Genomic DNA, 21,451 nt, shown 5'->3' with positions numbered 1-21,451 from the left:
GGTTAAAATATACAAAATACCTAAAAAAATTAACCTATTACCGTGGGTGTTTTGAACAAAATAAACAAAAAACAAAAGAAATAACTTGCCACAGAGATACTTTAACTGGTAGACTATTTTCAGTAAGTCGGCCGGCTTAAGTGCATCAATTCATTTCTTCTTAGAGAAGATTATCATTTAGAATAGGAGAAGTCTATGCAAAATAATTATATTGAAATAATAGGTGGTAGCGAGAATAACCTTAAAAATATTAATTTGAAAATTCCAAAAGGAAAGATTACTGTTTTTACAGGCGTATCAGGATCGGGCAAGTCCTCCATAGTTTTCGATATTATAGCACAAGAGTCGGGGAGACAACTGAATGAAACGTATAATAGCTTTGTGAGAAAATTTCTGCCTAAATACCGCAGACCTAAGGTAGATGATATTAAGAATCTTTCCCCTGCGATCATTGTTGATCAGAAAAGAATTGGAGGGAATGCACGTTCAACATTAGGGACAGCTACAGATATTAATTCCTTACTCAGACTATTGTATTCAAGGTTTGCAACACCCAGTATTGGCTATGCCAATGCCTACTCATTTAATGATCCACAAGGCATGTGCCCACAGTGTGAAGGTATTGGAAGGGTTATTACCCTCAATGTGGATGCAGCGCTAGATCAAGACAAATCATTAAACGAAGGGGCTATTTTACTTCCTGGATTTAAGGTGGGGTCCTATTACTGGAAGGTCTATGCGGAGTCTGGATTTTTTGATACTGATAAAAAAATTAAAGATTTTTCTAAGGAAGAATTTGAAAAATTAGTCTATGCACCCGCACAAAAATTGACAGGACAATTTTTATTAAATGATATGAACGTAACCTATGAAGGTTTGGTTGAAAGATTTATGAGAACGACTGTCAATACAGATAAAGATGCAACGAAGGCTAGTACAAAAAAGATAAATGAATTTGGCATAAGCTGCATTTGTCCAACTTGCAATGGCAAAAGATATCATGAATTAGTTTTTACATCTAAGATAAACGGATATTCTATCTATGATCTAACCGATATGGAACTGGAAAAACTAGTCGCGGTTTTAGGGAGTTGGGATATTAGAGAAGCCAATCATTTGATTCAAGATGTTAGGGAAAAAGTGCAAAGTTTATGCGATATAGGACTTTCCTATTTAACTTTAACAAGAGAGACAACCACTCTGTCAGGGGGAGAATCACAGCGGGTTAAAATGGTCAAGCACTTATCAGGCAATCTTAATGGGCTGATATATGTTTTTGATGAACCCAGTACAGGCTTACATCCTCATGATGTGAATAAAATAAATGATTTATTAGTTAAAATACGGGATAAGGGGAATACAGTTTTAATTGTAGAACATGATCCTGATGTTATTCCTATTGCGGATCATGTTGTAGATGTGGGTCCAGGAGCAGGCTCCCATGGGGGGACCATTATGTTTAGTGGAGCCTATAAGGATTTCTTAAAATCATCTACTTTGACAGCTAAATGTCTGGTGCAAGAATCTAAAGTAAACCAATCCGGTCGCATACCGCAAGAATTTTATAGGAGCACAAAAAGTAGTTTGCATAACCTTAAAAACATTAGTCTAAATATCCCAAAAGGATTATTTACAGTAGTTACAGGTGTTGCGGGATCAGGGAAAAGTTCTTTAGTTAACGGCGTATTTGCAAAAGAATTTCCTGAAAGTATTGTTATTAGTCAAAGTCCAGTGCACCAGACGGCCAGGTCGAATTCAGCTACGTATTTGGGGATTATGGATGAGATTAGAGCCTTGTTTGCAAAAGAAAACGGTGTAGAAAAAGGATTATTTAGTTATAATTCCATTGGTGCATGTCCAGCTTGTAATGGAACAGGTTTTAAAACCCTCAATATGTCGTTTATGGATGTCATAGAGGTAGAATGCACAGAATGCAATGGAACCCGTTATAGGACAGATGTGCTTAAATATCTCTATAAGGGTAAAAATATCGTAGAAATGATGGGAACAACAGCAGAAGAGGCTTTAGAAATTTTTAATGATAATAAAATAAAGAGCAAATTAAAAGGTATCAATACAGTTGGCCTTTCGTATCTGACACTGGGGCAATCGCTTGATACTTTATCAGGAGGAGAATGCCAAAGACTAAAGCTTGCCAAAGAATTAGGCGCTAAAGGTAATATTTATATTCTTGATGAGCCAACGACAGGGCTGCATATGTCTGATGTTAAAGTAATCTTGAGCATTATAAATAAGCTTGTAGATAGAGGAAACACTGTGATTGTTATTGAACATAATACAGATATGATTAGAAATGCCGATTGGATTATTGATATTGGCCCAGAAGGGGGAAGCCGGGGTGGACGCATTATTTATGAAGGAAATCTAGGCGGCCTGCAAATCTGCAGCGAATCAGTAACGGCTAAATTTGTTCAATAACTAAAAAGGAGATGTAGTCGTATGAATGCCATTATTGAAGTTGAAAATTTTACGAAAAAATATGGAGATTTTACAGCCGTTAAGGAGATATCCTTTTCTGTAGAGGAGGGGACAGTTTTTGCCTTTTTGGGGCCAAATGGAGCAGGTAAGAGTACAACGATCAATACGTTATGTACCATTTTTGAAAAATCCTCAGGGACGCTTCTAATTGATGGGAAAGATGTCACCAAGCAAAAGAGTGATGTTAGAGCAGTTATAGGCGTGGTGTTTCAGGATTCAACCCTAGATAGCAAAATGACAATTGAGGAAAATCTAAAGATGCATTGTGTTTTTTATAATATTCCCAAAAAGGAAGTAGAAGAACGCATACAATTTGTTCTAGAACTGGTGGATTTATTAGAGGAGAGAAAAAAGATTGTCGGGGCATTATCAGGAGGAATGAAACGTCGTGTTGAAATTGCACGGGGGTTAATTCATTATCCCAAAGTACTATTTCTAGATGAACCTACAACAGGCCTTGATCCTCAAACCAGAGCTCATATTTGGGAATATATTATTAAACTTCAAAAAGAAAGAAATATAACGATTTTTCTAACCACTCATTATATGGAAGAGGCTGAAATCTGCGATAAAATAGCCATTATAGATGGGGGTGTTATTGTGGCTCATGATACACCTTATGCACTTAAAAAAATGTATACGAAGGATAAAGCCTATATTAACACAAAGAATGAAGTAGAACTTGAGCAGCTTTTAGAACAGTATGAATTAGGCTATGTGAAAAAAGAGGGTTACTATAAGGTGGAAGCTGAAGACTTGGAGGGGTTATTACAGCTGATTAGCGTGCATAAAGCAGATATAACCAATATAGAGATTAAAAAAGGTACATTTAATGACGTCTTTTTGGAGATAACAGGCAAAAAGATTAGAGAGGAGGCTTAATATGAATACTATTTTTGCATTATGGAAAAGGGGGCTAAAAGCCTTTGTTAGAAATAAAACAGGATTAATATTTTCTTTGATCTTTCCATTTTTCTTTGTTTATGTATTTAGTGCAATTTTTAAAAATGACGCTATAGACAACCCTATAGCCTATATGCTTTCAGGTGTTATTATTACAACGGTATTTGAAAGTTCCCTTAATTTAGCCTCAACAACTGTTGATGATATGGTAAGCGGGTTTATGAAAGAGGTTCTAGTTTCTCCGGCAAAGCGAATAGCTGTTGCAATGGGACAATTGTTATCGGCAGCTACGGTAGCTACGGTGCAAGGCATCTTGATTTTGGTGATTGGACTATTTATTGGTATTAAGTTTACGACATGGACTACGCCTATATATATCTTAATTGTAATGATCAGTATTGGCTTGGTTTTTTCAGGAGTAGGGCTTTTTATGGCAACAAAGGTACGCAACGGTCAAACCTTCCAGATTGTTAAGACAGCAGTAACAATGCCGTTTACTTTCTTATCCGGTGCCTACATTCCTATATCCATGCTGCCTGGTGGACTTAGATATATTGCTTATATTAATCCAATGACTTATGCAACTGCATGCTTTCGGATGATTGTACTAGAAAAAACCAATTTATCAATGGCTCAACTTGTAAAAGAGGGACTCGCCATTAATATTAATGGTTTTATTGTTACGCCAGTTATGTCTTTTGCTATTATTGTTTTTATAGGCGTAATATTCCTAGTATTATCAACTATTTCATTTGTTAAAACAGATTTTTCACGTTTGAATAGAAGTGCTACTGATGCCAGTGCTATATGGAGTTAAGTATATATTTCAAAACTATAATAGATTGACATTCTCGTTTTATAGCGGGTTATGAGCTTTCAGATACCTTATATAATAATTATAACCCACGAATTTCTGGCAAGCAGTTGGAGGTTCGGGGTTTTTTGGGTATTATAGAATGATGAGGGATACCTACAGTTGACAGGGATTCATTGATATACTAACAATAAGTAATCAAATCATAAAATTAATTAATAAAGATCATTGCGGTTAATATTAATATGAAAGGAGGGGGTTAATCATAGATATCGAAAATTTACTTGATGTAAGAACAAGAGAAGAGTTACGGACTTGGTTACAAGATAATTATTCAACTGAAAAATGTTGTTGGGTAGAGATAAGTATTACCCCGAAATCAGGTACATTATTATACCTGGACGTAGTTGAGGAGGCTTTGTGTTTTGGATGGATTGATGGAGTTAAGAAGAAAAATTCCAAAAATAAGCTTGTTCAGCGACTATCCCCTAGAAATAAAAAAAGTTCATGGACCGAATTGAATAAAGAACGTGTACGCCGTCTTGAAAAGCTTAGACTTATGACTGATGAGGGAAGAAAGGTGTTACCTGATATGAGTAGTCATTCTTTTACAATTGACAGATTCATAGAAAAAAGATTGAAAGAAGATGTGTTGGTCTATGAAAATTTTATGAATTTCCCTGAGTTGTATAGGAGAGTAAGAATAGACACAATCCAACAGGTGAAAAACCAACAGGAATTATTTATGAAGAGGTTGGATAAGTTTATACAAAATACTAAACAAGGCAAGATGTATGGCTCATGGAATGATAATGGCCGCCTTATTAATTAAAATAGGTAAGTAAAAAGTCTAACAAATAGGAGAGACAGTACGATGAACCGTACTACAAATGACGGCTATTTTGAGCAAGCTTACAATCTAATAGATAAATAAAGAAATCTAATTTATAATAATAATATAGATAAAGTGAATGGTAGCAAAAAGGAGGAAGCCTTTATGAGTAAGCAAGATAAGTTAGTTATTGGATTTGGCTCCAAGCAAAGACTGTAAAAACAAAGATGAACTTTGTTTGGGGCCATTTTTAAAGAGAGATTTGATAAAATAACTTTATGCAGTCTTTGCTTCAATATTAATAAAAAATAATATTGAATAGGAGCAAAGATTATGAAATATGAAAAGGCACAAAACCTATTACCAAAAGATATTATTGAACTGCTTCAGCAATATGCTGATGGGCAATATATCTATATACCTAGAAAAGCTGAAAATAAAAAAGGCTGGGGAGAAAATAGTGGATATAAGAATGAAATAAAGAAAAGAAATATGGAAATTATTAATAAACACCTTAAAGGAACGCCCATAAAAGCTCTTGCTAAGCAGTATTATCTTACCGAAAATAGCATTAGAAGAATCCTTAGAGCATATAAAATATGAAGAAAATAAAAATATCCAAAAGATACTTGATAATAGAAAACATCAAGTGTCTTTTTTATTAAAGGGTCAAAGATAATACAGAAATGATTATGGTCACCAAAGAACTTGTGTTAATGGTATTATGAATATAATTGGATGTGAGAGTATGCAATGGTAGGAGGATGTAATATGAATAAAATTAATATTCTAGAAATCAAGGTTGGTTTTAATGATGAAACAAATAAGATTTATCCAGTAATAATTGAAGGTGAAGAGGAAATGATTTTGGTTGACTGCGGATACCCAAATTTTTTATCAGTGATAGAACAGGAAGCAATAATTAGAGGGATTGATATAAAAAAATTGTCTAAGATAATTATAACGCACCACGATTTCGATCATATAGGGTCTTTAGCGGCATTTAAAAGAAAGTATCCTTCTATAAAGGTAATGGCATCCATAGATGATGCAAAGTATATTAATGGAAGTAAAAAATCATTAAGACTACAACAGGCAGAATCTATATATGATTTTTTGTCAGAGGGAGAAAAAGAGGGAGCAAAAACTTTTCATAGCATACTTGAATCAGTAGAGCCCTGTGCTGTTGATATATGCGTAAAGGACAAGGATTTTTTTGATTGTTGTGGAGGTATTGAAATAGTTACTACTCCAGGACATATGCCAGGGCATATGTCCATTTACATTAAAACGAATAGAACATTGATTGCTGGAGATGCATTAGTTATTGAAAATAATATGCTTGCTATTGCAAATACACAATATACTTTAGATATGGTAGCTGCAAAAGAATCAATTATTAAATTAATGAAATATGAAATAGATAGAATTATTTGCTACCATGGAGGACTTTATAAAAACGATATCAAAAAGTCGTTGAGTAGCATTATTTCAAGTTAAGTTAGCGATTTGTCCTAAGAATTGTTTTATTATAAATAAAATTGCAGATCCAATGATGCGGTGAACCATATCATAAATAACTTAATTAGGTGGGAAGTGTATTGAGAACAATAAAAAATATATTTTAGCTATGTTGCAGAATACCTTGATAAAGTTACTGTTTAAAATGACTGAAGAGTAGATTATAATAAAGAGTAATAATAGTATCAAAATATAATCCTCTTAAAATTATATTATTTGGCGCTTGTGCGTTTTATGGAGGTGCGGGATGAACAAACTTAAAATAGTAGTTGTTAGAAAACATTTTTCTCTTGGAGAAGAAATTGCCCATTCAATTGCCCATGGAATTGGGATGTTACTTGGTATTGCTGCTTTAGTTCTACTCGTCATAAAAGGTATGAGGATGAATGATACCTTATATACAGTCAGTATGGTTATTTATTCAGTTTCACTTATTATGCTTTATGGGTGCTCTATGGTTTATCATGGATTTCCAGAGGGGAAAGTGAAGAATGTATTTGAACGGATGGATCATTCATCCGTTTATTTGTTAATTGCTGGTACATATACACCTTTTTGCCTGCTTGCAATTGGCGGTACTTTGGGTATGGTCATCTGTAGTATTCAGTGGGGACTTGCTATACTGGGTGTTGTATTTAAAATGATGTATATCGAGAGATTTGTCAAAATACATGTTCTTATCTATCTGTTAATGGGGTGGATGATTGTTTTCTTTGTAGGCACTCTTTTTCAAACAATGTCTCCAATGGGTTTTTTATTATTACTTGCAGGAGGATTATGTTATAGTATCGGTGTTTTATTTTTTGTATTTGACTGGTTTAAATATCATCATTTTATATGGCATCTCTTTGTACTTGCTGGAAGTATACTGCTCTTTTTTTCAATCTATATGTATGTATGATTGGATTGAGCATTTTTGAGATTTACTTAATTACCCAGTAATGCTATACTCCCGTCTTTGATAACTGGGAGAAAATATAAGCCTAGAATACCTTGTAAACTCAAGGTTTCTAGGTTTTTTTATATCTCGGAATTTGTTGAAAGATGTAAAAAATATTGACAAAACATAGCAAAAAAGATAATATATAAAAGTAGAAAACGATAATCATTATCATATATAATCTAATATCGTTTGTTAATGTTTATCAACACAGGTTAAAAAAGAAATATAGTCAAAGGCTGCAGCATGCTGCAACCGACTAATATATAAATATTAAAGGAGAATTGTGATGAAAAAATTTATTTCTGGTTTAATGGTTGGTGCAGTATTAATGGGAGGGGTAGCTCATGCATCCGATACGAAAATCGAGGCATATCTTACATCAATAAAGTATTATTTTAACGGAGTAGAAAAGGCATCACCTGCAAATATGGGTGCTATTGTTTACAAGAATACTACATATGTACCATTAAGGTTTGTATCACAAAATCTTGGCAAAGAAATCGTGTGGGATGAAAAAACTAACTCAGCGTATATTAATGATGCAGGTACTTTTAAAGCACCAAGTATGACGTCATATCAAGATGGTGTCTACAGAGGATCTTTTGGTGAAGGGTATCAGCAAGTTGCTGTTCAGTTTGAAATCAAGAATAATATTGTACAAAACACTAGCTTTAGACACTTATATTACAAAGATGTAGATTATAGAGCAGAAAAAGAAGATGCAAAAGTTATAGGTTTAAAAACACAATATGAGGCTTTAATTAACTATCTTGTAGGAAAAGACGTTAGAGCAGGTATAAAGGATCTTTACGAGCCAGGGAAAATTGTAACAAGCGAAGTAGATGGTATGACAGGCGCTACGTTAAGATCAGGCAAAGTCATTTCAGCAATTAACGACGGGCTTAATAGAGGGGTATATAGTTATCCAAAAAAGTAATCGCTGATAAGAGTTAATTAGAAGTAGTTTATCAAAATTTGAGGCAGGTATTCACTTAGAGTACCTGCTTTTTTAGTTGAACACAAAAATTTTTACAGACTTTTTAAATCCATATATGTTGAAAGAGAATGAGTCATTGGGAAACAGCCCAATGACTCATAGATTAATAATTTATTTAGCAAGAGCGTTTTTAACTGCTTTTAAAAAACCTTCAGACGAGTATGTAGCACCGGATACGGTATCAATGTCTATCTTTTGCGAAGCAACAATAGTATTAGTAAGATGTTCAAATGCGTTTTGGGCAATCCTCGGAGTGTCTTCATGAGATAGCACCTCAATGCTGTAAATTTTCTCATCAATTACAGTTACAGCTACATCTATCATGCCATCATTCCCCATAGCAGAACCTTTATAAATGATAGGTTGGGATACTTTAATTTCTGAAGGCTGCTGCTCTTTAGGATCTTCTTTTACTACATCTTTAGCATCTTGCATGCTTGAGGTGTTAATTGTAGTAGGTTTTAATGTTTTCTGAGTTGTTGTATTATCAGTTACTTTGTTATTATTTGGAGTTATTGGTTGAGAAGCGTCCTTTGGCACTGTAGCATCTTTAATAGTATCCTTTTTGGCATCTTCCTTATTACCAGATGTTACAGGGGTATTAGGGGTTTCTTTTTCTGCGCTTTTAATATCTTGCTTTTCTTCTTCTGCTTTCTCTTCCAAGTATGTATTTTCATTTTCAGTAATGGGTTGGGATATTTGTATCTTAGTATTCTTATCCGCTATATTATTTGGCACCTCTTTTTGTGAAGTACAACCAACTAAAGGAATAGAAATCATTGTACCTATAGCCATAAGTTTAATTAATAAATGCAAGTTTAATCCTCCTTAATATTTTATCCTAAAATGTATTAGGTTGCCGAATAGATGATATTGATTATCAATATCTGTGATAATAATAAAGCATTTATATAAAAATGTCAACGAATACCGGTTGTTTTAATTAAAAACTGTGGTAAAAGGCCTTATTTTTTAATTGGCAGATTAAACACATTCTAAAGCCTAGCAGGGAGATTTTAGGGTTCGGAAGTTGCCTCTGGAGTAGCTCGTAACGAAAATCTTAGTAGTTTATTCAAATGGCTTTTAGCCGCACTGTTTAAGCGTACGCGAGTTTGCGGCGTTCATTTGAAGAAAGTGCTTAGATTTTTAGAACTACGCAAGTGGGCAACTGGAGAACCCTAAAATTCCCTGCAGACCTAAGTCAAATGATTTACTCCCCTATTTATAGGGATTTACTTAATTACCCAGCAGTGTTATACTAAAGACAAATTTAATATCTATGTTTTGCGGGGGGACCATTTTGGTTGAGAAGGTTAAAACCTGACCCTTTGAACCTGTTAGTTAATACTAGCGTAGGGAGGCGTATCTTATACTTTTGTATTGGATTAGAAGTGCTTACTGTGTATAGTAGGCACTTTTTTTGTTCCCTTTCATAGGATGTTAAATTAAATTGATATGTCTTGTAAAGGAGAAATGTAGAATGCAATATACAACACAAATGGATGCAGCAAGAAAAGGTATTATCACAGAACAGCTGCGTATAGTAGCCGAAAAAGAAAATATGGCAGTTGAAGAGCTAAGAGAGTTAGTCGCACAAGGTAAGGCAGTTATTCCTGCTAACAAAAACCACAAGTCTTTAGATCCAAACGGTGTAGGTAATAAATTAAAAACTAAAATCAATGTTAATTTAGGAACTTCTAAAGACTGTCTCAATCTTGAGATGGAGATGGAAAAAGTCCAAGGAGCAGTTGCAATGGGTGCAGAATCTATTATGGATTTAAGTTCTTTTGGAGATACCCATACTTTTAGAAAAAAACTTGTGGAAGAATGTAAGGCAATGATAGGTACAGTGCCTATTTATGATGCGATTGTTTACTATAATAAAGAACTCGATAAAATTACAGCTAAGGAGTGGCTTGATATTGTTAAGATGCATGCAGAAGATGGTGTTGACTTTATGACCATACATTGCGGCATTAATAAGCAAACAGCTCAAAGATTTAAAAATAATAAACGTTTAACAAATATTGTTTCAAGAGGGGGTTCACTCATTTTTGCATGGATGGAAATGACAGGCAATGAAAATCCTTTCTATGAATTTTATGATGAAGTTTTAGAAATCTGCAGAACTTACGATGTAACTATGAGTCTAGGGGATGCTTGCAGACCAGGTTCCATAGAGGATGCCAGTGATATTTCTCAGATCGAAGAACTTATTGCACTTGGAGAACTTACACAAAGAGCTTGGGATAAAGACGTTCAGGTCATCATTGAGGGGCCAGGCCATATGCCTCTAGATCAAATAGAAGCTAATATGAAGATCCAGCAAACAATATGTAAGGGTGCGCCATTTTATGTGTTAGGACCTCTCGTAACTGATGTAGCCCCAGGATATGATCACATTACATCAGCAATAGGCGGAGCCATTGCAGCAACTTACGGAGCATCTTTCCTTTGTTATGTGACACCGGCTGAGCATTTAAGACTGCCTAATCTTGAAGATATGAAAGAAGGGATTGTAGCTTCTAAGATTGCAGCCCATGCAGCGGATATTGCAAAAGGTATAAAAGGTGCTAAGGCATGGGATTATGAAATGAGTACGGCAAGAAAAAATCTTGATTGGGAAAAGATGTTTGATCTTGCCATTGACCCAGAAAAAGCAAGAAGATATAGGGAAGAATCTACACCAGAGCATTCAGATACTTGTACAATGTGCGGTAAAATGTGTGCTGTAAGAAATATGAATAAGATTTTAAACGGCGAACATGTTGATGTTATTTAGGAGGTAAGAGATGCTTGAGACCATTAAAGGCGCTATATTTGATCTTGATGGCACCCTGATAGATTCTATGGGCATATGGGGCAGTATAGGTACTGACTTTTTATTAAGTCATAACATTACGCCGCCAGAAGATATTGAAAAAACATTGAAATCAATGAGCTTTTATCAGTCAGCTGAGTATTTTAGAGATAAATATCACATTAATCATACACCAGAAGAGATTATGGCCCTAGTTTATGCACAGGTAGCAGAACATTATAAAACGACTATTCCATTAAAAGATTCTATTGAAAAGTACCTAAAGGTACTTCAAAAAAAAGGTGCAAAGATGGGGATTGCAACAGCTTCTAATAAAAGATTAGCATTTTGTGCTTTAAAAAGACTTGGCATCTTAGAATACTTTGAGTTTATCCTAACTTGCGATGAAATAGGAGTAGGCAAAGACGAACCGAAAATTTATTTAGAGGCAGCAGCGTTACTCGAAATAGATAAAGAGAACATTTATGTTTTTGAAGATGCCTTATATTGTGTCAAGACGGCTAAAGCAGCAGGCTTCAAAGTAGTAGGTGTTTATGATGCATCATCTGAGCAAGATAGGGAAGAACTCGAGAAAGTATGTGATCATTTTATAGTATCTTTTAAGGAACTATTATAAATAAGCAGGAGGGTTATTTTGAAAACAGTATTAACTATTGCAGGGTCTGATTGCAGCGGAGGGGCAGGTATTCAAGCTGATCTTAAGACGATAACGGTACATAAAATGTATGGGATGAGCGTTATAACCGCACTTACAGCTCAAAATACGCAAAAAGTATTTGAAGTTGTAAAATGCACACCAGAGTTTGTGGAGGCACAGTTAGACGCAGTATTTACAGATATTTACCCTGATGCAGTTAAGATAGGGATGGTTTCATCAGCAGAGATTATAGAGAGCATTGTAAATAAGCTGACAGAGTACCATGCTCAAAAGGTTATTCTAGATCCTGTTATGATAGCCACCAGCGGCAGAAGCTTATTAAATGATGATGCGTTCTATGCACTCAAAAACAAACTTATGACTATAACCCATGTCATTACGCCCAATATACCAGAGGCTGAACTTTTATCTGGTATTTCAATTAGTACGGTTGATGATATGATAAAAGCTGCTGAAGAGATCAATAAGTTTTATAAGGGACATATACTTATAAAAGGCGGTCACCTAGTTGACCGGGCAGATGATCTTATTTATTCCGGGGGAGAGATTATTTGGATTAAAGGCAATAGGATAGGTCAAAAAGAAAGACATGGCACAGGATGTACCCTTTCTTCAGCCATTGCTTGTAATCTGGCAAAAGAACTAAGCCTAGAGGAAAGTGTAAAACGTGCTAAAGCATATGTAGCAGGTGCATTGCGTAGTGATACAAATCTAGGCTATGGAAGCAGTCCCCTTAGCCACCATTATAGTATAAAAGAAAAGTAAATAGGATTTAAGGACATCACAAATAGGCTGAGGGTCATTTGCGAGAGATTACTAGAAAAAACACAAACAATAGAGGACAGATAGGTCTAAGCCCATCTGTCCTCTATTAGAAATGTAGTAGCAAATCGTAGTTATTATTCGCTTACAGTTGCAAGGTAACTATTAAGTTTACCTACTAACTCATCAGCATCGATGCCATGAACCATACATGCTTCGCCAATAGACTCCATTTGTGAAGATGGGCAGCCAAGACAATGCATACCAGCATTCATAAGTATTGGAATAACACCTTTATCGATTTGTAAAATTTGTCCGATAATCATATCTTTAGTGATTTGAGTTGCCATGATTTTATCTCCTTCTATTAAAAAGAATAGTATTATACAATCTAACACATATTATTATAAATATAATTGGCGCATTTTTCAACTTTTATTCTTTAAATTTGAGTAGCGGTCATAAGTTTTGGTATGATTTGTTGTTTTCTTGAGTAAACATCGGGTAAGAAAATACTGTCATCTGTTTTATAAAGTCCAAAAGCGTGTTCAGCAAGCCAGCGTTCTTTACCAATAACTAATAGCTCAGTGCCGCCAATTACGATGTCTGTTACCATAAGGAGGCAAAGGTCTAAGTTTTCACGCATCTCCAAGTGCTTCATCTCTTCGAAGATAGCTTCTTTAAGACTAAATAAGCTGTCAAAGTCACCTGTATTGACTTGCGCGACACTTACACTGTATTTACCGATTATAAACTTCTTGCGGTCTGTATCTATAAGTTCAGAAGCGGGAATGCCCTCAAGGGAAGTGCCGGCACCAAGAAGTTCGCTACCATATTCATTCAGATTAATATGAGCGATCTTTGCAAGTTGTTTAGCCATTTTTATATCATCAGGGGTGCAAGTAGGAGATTTGAAAATAAGTGTATCGGATAAAATAGCACTTAACATCAGTCCGGCAATTTCTTGTGGGGGTACAACCTGATGCGATTCATACATTTTTGCGATAATAGTGCACGTACATCCGACTGGTTCAGCTCGCAAAAATACAGGGGTTCTTGTATCAATATTAGCGATTCTATGATGATCAATAATCTCTAATATTTCAGCTTGATCAATACCGGAAATACTTTGGTCTTTTTCATTATGATCGACTAATATAACTTGCTTTTTTTGTATATCAATAAGATGTCTTTTTGATATAACACCTCTTACTTGACCTTCTTCATCTAGTATGGGAAAGTGTCTGTGCTGGCTATTAAGCATAACTTCTTTAACTTCATCTAAACTGTCATCTGTTTCAAAATAAATAAGATTTTGATTGATAATAATGTTTTTGACAGGAATACTCTGAGAAATCATCTTAATTGTTTTGAAGAATGAGAAAGAAGTACAAATAACAGCACAAGAGGTAGAAAGTGAGATAGGAAGCTTTATATCAGACATATTCTGATCCGTAAGAATAATACAGCCAGCCCCAGAATCAAGAGCCATTTGAATATGATAAGGGTTTGAACCTGTAATGATAAGATCCATGTTATTAAGTACAGTATTTTCACCGATAGAAGCTGTTGTATAAACATCTCCTGATATGCAAGGAGATGGATAAGTGCCAGAAATTAATTCGCCGTCTAATACGGAACAAATATTACTAAAGGGTGTTTTGTGTTTTTTAAGAACCGATGCATCTGTAAGTCCTATATAAGTTTTAGCAATATCAGAAATAGAGATAACACCTGCAAGTTTATGATCAGGATGTAAAATGGGAATCATTTGTCTGTTATTAGTCGTCATAACATCCCAAGCTTTTTTAACAGAATCTCCTACATAGATTGGAGGAACGGCATAATAATTCATATCACTGACTTGAGGTTTAATGTTTTCTATTAATAAAGGTGCGGGGACATTAAAGTAATCTAGTGCAAATTGGGTTTCTTTATTAACTTTACCAAGTCTCGCAGCTCTGATATTTTCTGTTCCTAAAACTTTTTTGAGATGTGTATAAGCTATTGCAGAACAAATAGAGTCTGTATCAGGATTTGTGTGCCCAAAAACATGTATATTTTTTTCCATAAATGTCCTCCTTAAATTGTAGGCAACTATTTAATGTAAAATAAACATAGCAATAACTTAAGAGATTGTCAACCTGCAACCAATAAAATAGTAATGAAATACTTGGTGAATATTTCGAACGTTTTCTCTTTAACTGAGAAAAATATTCGGACTTGTATTGATTTATACTCAATTATTTGATATGATAAGTATGTTTGAATGAATCGAAAGGATGTGTAAACCATGCCAACTAAAGTAATAATAGGTGCACAATGGGGAGACGAAGGAAAAGCAAAAATAATAGATATACTATCTGAGAAGGCAGATGTTGTGGTACGTTGCCAGGGAGGCAATAATGCTGGACATACTGTAACCGTTAACGAAGAAGTCTATAAGTTTCATCTAATCCCTTCAGGAATATTATATCCAGGGAAAACATGTGTGGTAGGTAATGGTGTTGTAATAGATCCAGAAGGTATCTTAGGAGAAATAGATCATTTAGTGGGTAAAGGGATAGATGTAAGCACTATAAAGATCAGTTCACGTGCACATTTGGTAATGCCCTATCATAAGGCACTAGATAAAGCAAAAGAAACACTTTCAGCTAAAGAAGGTAAAGACATCGGAACAACTATGAAGGGTATTGGCCCTTGCTATATGGATAAGGCAGAAAGAACAGGTATTCGTGTATGTGACTTATACCATGATGAAGTGTTTAAAGAAAAAGTAAGAACAAATGTTAAAATTAAAAATGCAATGCTTAAACATGTTTATCATCAAGAGGTGCAATTTGATGCTGAAGTGATCATAGCAGATTATATGAGATATAGAGAACGATTAAGAACTTATATAGATGATACAACGGTTATTGTTTATGAAGCGATTAAAGAAGGTAAGGATGTACTCTTTGAAGGGGCACAAGGCACTCTGTTGGATTTAGATATAGGAACATATCCTTATGTAACATCATCTCATCCTGTAACTGGCGGCGCTTGTATCGGGGCGGGTATTGGGCCTACGATGATTGATGAATGTATAGGTGTTATGAAAGGTTATATCACCCGTGTAGGTAAAGGTCCATTTCCTACAGAGCTTGAAGATGAAATAGGCGAACGCATCAGAGAAGAAGGCCATGAGTATGGCACAACGACAGGCAGACCTAGAAGATGTGGATGGTTTGACGCTATTATTGGAGAGTTTGCTGTAAGAACAAGCGGGCTTACTCAAATTGCACTGAATAAAATAGACGTACTTAAAGATATAGAAAAAATTAAAATTTGTGTAGGTTATGAGCTTAATGGCAAGGTCATTAAATATTTCCCTGCAAGTCTTGAAGATTTAGAACTTTGTAAACCTGTATATGAAGAAATGGAAGGCTGGGGAGATATTTCACATATTCGAACTTATGAAGCTTTACCAGACAGTGTTAAAAAGTATCTTGCCAGAATCGAAGAACTATGTGGCTGTAAGATCACAATGGTAGGAGTAGGACCTAATAGAGATCAGAATATTGTTATAAAATAATCACTCCAAATCTGGGTATTGAGTTTTGGCAATAATAAAATTATAATTGATATAGAAGGTCAATCTATATTAAGGAGTGAGCGAAATGGATTCAAATATGATGTATCAAGAAGTTTCAAAATCCAGTGAAGAAGTAACTAGAAATTTTATTATAAAGGTCTATGCATGGATGACCCTAGCTCTCATTATCACAGGAGTGGTAGGAATAAGTGTAGTAAGCAGTCCTGTTTTACTAGGTCTTATATTTGGCAATAACATTACATTTTTTGCCTTAATTATTGCAGAAGTAGCATTAGTTATTTATTTAAGCCGAAAAGCATTAAGCATGAGTGCAGGGATGGCAAAGTTTTGGTTTGTCGTTTATGCAGCTTTAAATGGACTGACGCTGTCTGCGATTTTCTTTGCATATGATTTAGGGACAGTGGGGTATACTTTTTTACTAACAGCGGCATTATTTGCTGTGATGAGTTTATATGGGTATTTCACAAAGACAGATCTTACCACTATCGGTAATTTGTTTGTAATGGGATTATTTGGTCTTGTTATTGCCACTGTGTTTAATATGTTCTATAGAAGCGAGGGTGTAAGCCTGGCTCTTACGTATCTCGGCGTGTTTATTTTTATAGGGTTAATAGGATATGATACACAAAGGATAAAGGGGTTAAGTGGTGCACATAACCTTACAGGAACCCAAAATGGTAATGCAAGTATTTTAGGTGCTATGATTCTTTACCTAGACTTTATTAACTTATTTATTAGACTCCTTAGACTTATGAATAGGAAATAGAAGAAGTATATTTAACAGACTCATATTAATAGAATAAGAAGCTCATACTTGGTTAAAAAGTATGGGCTTTTTATTACGCTTTTTTAAGAAAGGAAATCAGCTATTTAGATAATATATGACAATTTGGTAACAGCTGTTTTGTTATTTTGAAAATATGATATACTATAGGGGTTGGGAGGTAAATCAATGTTGAAAAAAGTAATATTTGGGATAATGGCGATGACGCTTGTAATAATCGCGGTATATAAATGGATGCCTGTAGGCAAAGAAGTTGACCCGCTCATCTATTTTAATGAGTTTAGAAATAATGTGAATAACTTAGTTTATGAAGATGAAAGAGTGGCGCTTAATGAGCCTGCTATGATGATAGATAATGAAATCTATGTCTCTTATGAATTTGCAAGAGAATATATCAGTGATACAATATTTTATGATGAAGAAGAAAAAGCTCTGACGATTACCAATGTGAGAGAGCTGTTAAGACTCTATGAAGGTGCTTTAGAAGGCAGATTGAATTTTGATAAAATAGCAGTTAAAAATCCTGTAAAAGAAGTGGATCATATTATCTATATCCCGGCAGGGCTGATTAGTGAGCGATTTGGCATAGATATCACACGAGGTAAAGATAATAGAGTATTTATTGCAAGTGACAAGACTAAAGAAAAGCAGCTCGCTGTATTAAAAAGAAATACAAGTTTAAGAACACACCCACAAAATAGAACAACAGTTATTGAACCACTAAAAAAAGGACAAAAAGTCATTATCTATAAAGAAGAGTCCGATTTTTTAAGAGTGCGCAGCGAAAATGGCATAATAGGGTTTATTCCTAAGGCAGATATAAAGGATGCTGTACCTATAGATGGCCAGCTACGAGATGTAGTAGAAGCACTGCCTATGAGTAAACCGCTTAATGATAAGGTTAAACTTGTCTGGGATCAACTCGGATCAAAGACTCCTGGTGATTGGACTTCACCTAAGTATACCAATATTAAAGGGGCTAATGTGATATCTCCTACCTGGTTTGAATTTGAAGATGATTTAGGAAACTTAACAGACAGAGGAACAAGACAATATGTAATAGAAGCAAAAAAGAGAAATCTTCAAGTATGGCCGCTTATGAGTCATAACTTTACACAACCTGCTCTAACAAAACCCATCTTGTCAAGTACAGCTAAAAGACAGCATGTTATTGATCAGATAATTAAAAAGGCAGAAGAATATGGTTATGATGGGATCAATATAGATATTGAAAATATTCAGCCTGAAACAAGTGATGTATGGGTACAGTTTATGAGAGAACTATATCCTTTACTTAAGGAAGTTGGTCTTAGTGTATCTGTTGATGTTTATATGCCTTCTGACTGGTCGAGACACTATCAAAGAGAAAAAATAGCAGAGGTGTGTGATTATTTTATAGTGATGGCCTATGATCAGCACTGGTCTGGATCAGAAAATGCTGGATCAGTTTCGGAACTATCTTGGGTTGAAGAAGGTATTAAAAGAAATCTTCTGGAAGTAGAGAAAGAAAAGCTTGTGTTAGGTATTCCCTTTTATACACGCATCTGGGAAGAAACAGACGAGGGCTTAAAAACAAAAGCTTATGGTATGAAACCAGCTTGGGATATGGTGAAAACCTGGGGCGTTACGCCTGTATTAGATGAAATAAGCGGACAGAAGTACGCTGAGATTGAAAAAGTGAGTAGTGTTTTTAAGGTATGGCTGGAAGATGAAAGTTCCATTCAAAAAAGAATAGAGCTTCTTAATCAATATGACCTAGCTGGCTATGGGGCTTGGAAGTTAGGTCTTGAAACACCAGACATATGGCATGAACTTCAGAAAGTTCAATAGCTAAGATAGGGCATAAAATGTTATTGTTTAAATAGTATGCATACAAGCACCCGTTCTTTAATAGAATGAAAGAGATAGCAGTATTCATTCAAAGAGGGTGTTAACATGAAAAACGGTAAGATGCCAGTTCTAATCATCTTATTAGTTACTATTATTTCTATTGCTTCATACTTAAAGTATGCCGGGCAGGCAGTAGAAACACTTGGACTTGCTACAAGTTCTAAAGTCATTATTATTGACCCAGGGCATGGCGGGTTTGATCCAGGCAAAAATGGTATTAATGGTGAAGATGAAAAACATATTAATCTTAAAATAGCACTTAAGCTTAGAAATTACTTCGAGCAATCAGGAGCAGTAGTTATTATGACCAGAACAACAGATGATGATGCTGATGGGATGGATGGGGTAAAACATAAACGCAAAGATATGGCAGAAAGAAAAAAAATAGCGCAGGGTGGAGATATACTTATAAGTATTCATCAAAATTCATTTACGCAGCCCAGTGTAAAAGGTGCACAAGTCTTTTACAATAAAAACTCTGAAAAAGGTAAGCTTTTAGCTGATCTTATACAAAAAAATATCAAAGAATATGCAGATCCAGAAAATAAACGAAAAATAAAAAGCAACAATGACTATTACGTGCTTAAAGTGGCGGATATGCCAGCGGTTATTGTTGAATGTGGTTTCTTGACTAATCCGGAAGAGGAAAAAAAGCTTAATACGGATGAGTATCAAAACACAATGGCATGGAGTATTTATGTTGCAGTTGTTAAATATTTTGAAGGGATAGAACATGTATCTTAGGTTTAACCACACAATATTTTTTTAGTATAACCTAATAAATCCATTGACTTTTGCTATTTTAGACATTATAATTTATTAAAAATAGTCACGTTTAGAAATAACTCAAAGAAGAGATATTATTGCCAGTTGGGCAATTTTGTCTCTTCTTTTTTTTAAAAAATAGAAAATAGATAAATTGTTAAGATCAGTCTAAGGGAGGATGGTATGGATCTAGGGAGGGCGGTGTTTAATGCGGCGATTATTACTATAAGTGATAAATGCCAAGATGCGAAATGGATAGATGAGAGTGGTATCGCGATGCAGAAAATTTTAATTGCCTATGGATTTTCTATAAAAAGCTATGAGATTATACCACATAAGCGTGAAGTTATAAAAGATAGACTCATTACTTTTTGTGACGATTTGAAAATAGATTTAGTTGTTACCACAGGGGGAATGGGTGTTGGTCCAAAAGATATAACCCCTGAGGCAACAAAGCAAGTAATTAAAAAAGAAATACCAGGTATAAGTGAAGCAATACGCTGTTATGGTATACAAAAGGCACCTCGGACGATGCTATTTAGAGGTGTTGCGGGAATAAGGGAGCATACGCTTATTATTAACTTACCAGGAAGTACAAAAGATGCGAGAGAAGCATTAGAAAGTATACTAGAGACGGTATGGCAAGGGCTTAAAGTTCTAAAAGGTGTTACATCAGAGGGCGACAGAAAGTAGCAGGTGATAAAAATGATGGATTCATATGGCAGAGATATTTCGTATTTAAGAGTTTCTATAACTGAAAATTGTAATTTAAACTGTAAGTATTGTATGCCTGATAAAAAGAGTGCAGGCTGTATAGAAAAGACTTTAAGTTTGAATGAAACCTATCAAATCATAAAAACTTTTCATAAACTGGGTATCACTAAACTAAGAATTACAGGGGGAGAACCTTTGATACGAAAAGGGGTCATTCCTTTTATTGAAAAGGTAACAAAACTTGAACATCTGAAAGATATAGCTATGACAACAAATGCTGTATTACTTGAAGAAAAAGCTGAAGCCTTAGCGGATGCGGGACTTAAGAGAGTTAATGTAAGCCTAGATACATTAGATGCTAAAAAGTATCATCTGATAACTGGTGGCGGAGATATTCAAAAGGTCTTAAGAGGTATTGAAGCAGCTAAAGCAAAGGGTCTTTCGCCTATAAAGGTCAATACTGTTTTAATAAAAGGGTTTAATGAGGATGAAATTGAGGCATTTGCTAAATGGTCAGATGCTTCTGGGGTAGAAGTAAGGTTTATTGAACTGATGCCTATTGGAGAAGGCATAAACTGGTCTAGAGAAAAATATATTTCAGCAGATCAAATCCTAGAAAATATGCCTAAGCTTCAAAGGCTGGAACATACAAAAGGAGGAACAGCAGTTCCTTATACGCTTAAAGGAACACAAGCGAAAATAGGATTTATTACGCCTATGTCCTGTAAATTTTGCAATGCGTGTAATAGGATGCGCCTCACATCAGAAGGAAAACTTAAAGGATGTCTGCATTCAGATATTGAAATTGACTTAAAAACTGCGCTAAGAATGCATAAGCCTATTGAGCCTATTATAATGAATGCTATTCGTCTTAAACAACAGACCCATCATTTAGAGGAGCAGTGCTATACACATAAGGGAATGTATCAGATCGGCGGGTAGAGGGGAGGTAC

At 34.9% G+C, this 21,451-nt stretch carries 20 protein-coding genes and 1 riboswitch; of the genes, 17 read left to right on the top strand and 3 right to left on the bottom strand.

The window, feature by feature from the left end; translation table 11 throughout:
- Nucleotides 1-195: 195 nt before the first annotated feature.
- From BN3326_RS20620 to BN3326_RS20585, 8 genes are all read left to right on the top strand, one after another.
- Nucleotides 196-2,439: an ATP-binding cassette domain-containing protein gene (locus tag BN3326_RS20620; protein ID WP_070001121.1), complete on the top strand. Its 2,244-nt coding sequence runs from the start codon at nucleotides 196-198 to the stop codon at nucleotides 2,437-2,439.
- 21 nt (nucleotides 2,440-2,460) lie between these two features.
- Complete coding sequence (locus tag BN3326_RS20615) at nucleotides 2,461-3,381, top strand: ABC transporter ATP-binding protein (RefSeq protein WP_070001120.1); 921 nt, start codon at nucleotides 2,461-2,463, stop codon at nucleotides 3,379-3,381.
- A gap of 1 nt (nucleotide 3,382) precedes the next feature.
- Nucleotides 3,383-4,219: an ABC transporter permease gene (locus BN3326_RS20610; RefSeq protein WP_070001119.1), complete on the top strand. Its 837-nt coding sequence runs from the start codon at nucleotides 3,383-3,385 to the stop codon at nucleotides 4,217-4,219.
- 415 nt (nucleotides 4,220-4,634) lie between these two features.
- The gene (locus tag BN3326_RS20605) at nucleotides 4,635-5,048 is read left to right on the top strand and encodes a YdeI/OmpD-associated family protein (protein WP_242876039.1); all 414 of its coding nucleotides are present in this window, start codon (nucleotides 4,635-4,637) and stop codon (nucleotides 5,046-5,048) included.
- A 333-nt stretch (nucleotides 5,049-5,381) separates the two neighbouring features.
- Nucleotides 5,382-5,651 carry a CD3324 family protein gene (locus BN3326_RS20600; RefSeq protein ID WP_070001117.1) on the top strand — a complete coding sequence of 90 codons (270 nt, stop codon included), beginning with the start codon at nucleotides 5,382-5,384 and terminating at the stop codon, nucleotides 5,649-5,651.
- Between the two features lie 168 nt (nucleotides 5,652-5,819).
- Nucleotides 5,820-6,548 (top strand): MBL fold metallo-hydrolase, encoded by a 729-nt coding sequence (locus BN3326_RS20595; RefSeq protein ID WP_070001116.1) that lies wholly within the window; start codon nucleotides 5,820-5,822, stop codon nucleotides 6,546-6,548.
- A 268-nt stretch (nucleotides 6,549-6,816) separates the two neighbouring features.
- Nucleotides 6,817-7,470 (top strand): PAQR family membrane homeostasis protein TrhA, encoded by a 654-nt coding sequence (trhA, locus tag BN3326_RS20590; protein ID WP_070001115.1) that lies wholly within the window; start codon nucleotides 6,817-6,819, stop codon nucleotides 7,468-7,470.
- Nucleotides 7,471-7,798: 328 nt separating this feature from the next.
- Nucleotides 7,799-8,449, top strand: coding sequence for a copper amine oxidase N-terminal domain-containing protein (locus BN3326_RS20585; RefSeq protein ID WP_070001114.1), 651 nt, complete (start codon nucleotides 7,799-7,801; stop codon nucleotides 8,447-8,449).
- Nucleotides 8,450-8,620: 171 nt separating this feature from the next.
- On the opposite strand, the gene BN3326_RS20580 is transcribed toward BN3326_RS20585, so the two are convergent.
- Nucleotides 8,621-9,325: an FMN-binding protein gene (locus BN3326_RS20580; protein WP_070001113.1), complete on the bottom strand. Its 705-nt coding sequence runs from the start codon at nucleotides 9,323-9,325 to the stop codon at nucleotides 8,621-8,623.
- Between the two features lie 462 nt (nucleotides 9,326-9,787).
- Nucleotides 9,788-9,886: riboswitch (TPP riboswitch) on the top strand.
- 103 nt (nucleotides 9,887-9,989) lie between these two features.
- Here BN3326_RS20580 and thiC point away from each other — a divergent pair.
- Genes thiC through thiD form a run of 3 tightly spaced genes read left to right on the top strand, consistent with a single transcriptional unit; the run spans nucleotide 9,990 to nucleotide 12,753 of the window.
- Complete coding sequence (thiC, locus tag BN3326_RS20575; RefSeq protein ID WP_070001112.1) at nucleotides 9,990-11,291, top strand: phosphomethylpyrimidine synthase ThiC; 1,302 nt, start codon at nucleotides 9,990-9,992, stop codon at nucleotides 11,289-11,291.
- Nucleotides 11,292-11,301: 10 nt separating this feature from the next.
- Nucleotides 11,302-11,946, top strand: coding sequence for an HAD family hydrolase (locus BN3326_RS20570; RefSeq protein ID WP_070001111.1), 645 nt, complete (start codon nucleotides 11,302-11,304; stop codon nucleotides 11,944-11,946).
- 18 nt (nucleotides 11,947-11,964) lie between these two features.
- Nucleotides 11,965-12,753, top strand: coding sequence for a bifunctional hydroxymethylpyrimidine kinase/phosphomethylpyrimidine kinase (thiD, locus tag BN3326_RS20565; RefSeq protein ID WP_070001110.1), 789 nt, complete (start codon nucleotides 11,965-11,967; stop codon nucleotides 12,751-12,753).
- Nucleotides 12,754-12,887: 134 nt separating this feature from the next.
- Here the strand turns inward: thiD and BN3326_RS20560 are convergent, their stop codons facing one another.
- Both BN3326_RS20560 and BN3326_RS20555 read right to left on the bottom strand, forming a co-directional pair.
- Nucleotides 12,888-13,100, bottom strand: a complete 213-nt coding sequence (locus tag BN3326_RS20560) for a DUF1858 domain-containing protein (RefSeq protein WP_070001109.1) — start codon at nucleotides 13,098-13,100, stop codon at nucleotides 12,888-12,890.
- Between the two features lie 92 nt (nucleotides 13,101-13,192).
- Entirely contained in the window at nucleotides 13,193-14,821 is a 1,629-nt protein-coding gene (locus tag BN3326_RS20555) for a putative manganese-dependent inorganic diphosphatase (RefSeq protein ID WP_070001108.1), read from the bottom strand.
- A 222-nt stretch (nucleotides 14,822-15,043) separates the two neighbouring features.
- On the opposite strand from BN3326_RS20555, the gene BN3326_RS20550 reads away from it, so the two are divergent.
- From BN3326_RS20550 to moaA, 6 genes are all read left to right on the top strand, one after another.
- Nucleotides 15,044-16,324: an adenylosuccinate synthase gene (locus tag BN3326_RS20550; protein WP_070001107.1), complete on the top strand. Its 1,281-nt coding sequence runs from the start codon at nucleotides 15,044-15,046 to the stop codon at nucleotides 16,322-16,324.
- An 85-nt stretch (nucleotides 16,325-16,409) separates the two neighbouring features.
- Nucleotides 16,410-17,111, top strand: coding sequence for a Bax inhibitor-1/YccA family protein (locus BN3326_RS20545; protein ID WP_083258988.1), 702 nt, complete (start codon nucleotides 16,410-16,412; stop codon nucleotides 17,109-17,111).
- A gap of 186 nt (nucleotides 17,112-17,297) precedes the next feature.
- On the top strand, nucleotides 17,298-18,959 hold the full coding sequence (locus BN3326_RS20540) for a glycosyl hydrolase family 18 protein (RefSeq protein WP_070001106.1): 1,662 nt from the start codon (nucleotides 17,298-17,300) through the stop codon (nucleotides 18,957-18,959).
- 105 nt (nucleotides 18,960-19,064) lie between these two features.
- Nucleotides 19,065-19,763: an N-acetylmuramoyl-L-alanine amidase gene (locus BN3326_RS20535; RefSeq protein ID WP_070001105.1), complete on the top strand. Its 699-nt coding sequence runs from the start codon at nucleotides 19,065-19,067 to the stop codon at nucleotides 19,761-19,763.
- Between the two features lie 204 nt (nucleotides 19,764-19,967).
- Complete coding sequence (locus BN3326_RS20530; RefSeq protein ID WP_083258987.1) at nucleotides 19,968-20,477, top strand: MogA/MoaB family molybdenum cofactor biosynthesis protein; 510 nt, start codon at nucleotides 19,968-19,970, stop codon at nucleotides 20,475-20,477.
- Between the two features lie 12 nt (nucleotides 20,478-20,489).
- On the top strand, nucleotides 20,490-21,440 hold the full coding sequence (moaA, locus tag BN3326_RS20525; RefSeq protein WP_070001104.1) for a GTP 3',8-cyclase MoaA: 951 nt from the start codon (nucleotides 20,490-20,492) through the stop codon (nucleotides 21,438-21,440).
- Nucleotides 21,441-21,451 lie beyond the last annotated feature (11 nt).

It is taken from the genome of Cellulosilyticum sp. I15G10I2, assembly GCF_900095725.1.
GTDB lineage: Bacteria > Bacillota > Clostridia > Lachnospirales > Cellulosilyticaceae > FMMP01.
Note: the sequence above shows the minus strand (reverse complement) of the source record. Positions and strands in the feature narration are given on the sequence as shown.

Bases quoted from the DNA above. Each gene is read 5' to 3' on its own strand.
- BN3326_RS20620 (WP_070001121.1), top strand. From the start codon at position 196: ATGCAAAATAATTATATTGAAATAATAGGTGGTAGCGAGAATAACCTT.
- BN3326_RS20615 (WP_070001120.1), top strand. From the start codon at position 2,461: ATGAATGCCATTATTGAAGTTGAAAATTTTACGAAAAAATATGGAGAT.
- BN3326_RS20610 (WP_070001119.1), top strand. From the start codon at position 3,383: ATGAATACTATTTTTGCATTATGGAAAAGGGGGCTAAAAGCCTTTGTT.
- BN3326_RS20600 (WP_070001117.1), top strand. From the start codon at position 5,382: ATGAAATATGAAAAGGCACAAAACCTATTACCAAAAGATATTATTGAA.
- BN3326_RS20595 (WP_070001116.1), top strand. From the start codon at position 5,820: ATGAATAAAATTAATATTCTAGAAATCAAGGTTGGTTTTAATGATGAA.
- trhA (WP_070001115.1), top strand. From the start codon at position 6,817: ATGAACAAACTTAAAATAGTAGTTGTTAGAAAACATTTTTCTCTTGGA.
- BN3326_RS20585 (WP_070001114.1), top strand. From the start codon at position 7,799: ATGAAAAAATTTATTTCTGGTTTAATGGTTGGTGCAGTATTAATGGGA.
- thiC (WP_070001112.1), top strand. From the start codon at position 9,990: ATGCAATATACAACACAAATGGATGCAGCAAGAAAAGGTATTATCACA.
- BN3326_RS20570 (WP_070001111.1), top strand. From the start codon at position 11,302: ATGCTTGAGACCATTAAAGGCGCTATATTTGATCTTGATGGCACCCTG.
- BN3326_RS20560 (WP_070001109.1), bottom strand. From the start codon at position 13,100: ATGGCAACTCAAATCACTAAAGATATGATTATCGGACAAATTTTACAA.
- BN3326_RS20555 (WP_070001108.1), bottom strand. From the start codon at position 14,821: ATGGAAAAAAATATACATGTTTTTGGGCACACAAATCCTGATACAGAC.
- BN3326_RS20550 (WP_070001107.1), top strand. From the start codon at position 15,044: ATGCCAACTAAAGTAATAATAGGTGCACAATGGGGAGACGAAGGAAAA.
- BN3326_RS20545 (WP_083258988.1), top strand. From the start codon at position 16,410: ATGGATTCAAATATGATGTATCAAGAAGTTTCAAAATCCAGTGAAGAA.
- BN3326_RS20540 (WP_070001106.1), top strand. From the start codon at position 17,298: ATGTTGAAAAAAGTAATATTTGGGATAATGGCGATGACGCTTGTAATA.
- BN3326_RS20535 (WP_070001105.1), top strand. From the start codon at position 19,065: ATGAAAAACGGTAAGATGCCAGTTCTAATCATCTTATTAGTTACTATT.
- BN3326_RS20530 (WP_083258987.1), top strand. From the start codon at position 19,968: ATGGATCTAGGGAGGGCGGTGTTTAATGCGGCGATTATTACTATAAGT.
- moaA (WP_070001104.1), top strand. From the start codon at position 20,490: ATGATGGATTCATATGGCAGAGATATTTCGTATTTAAGAGTTTCTATA.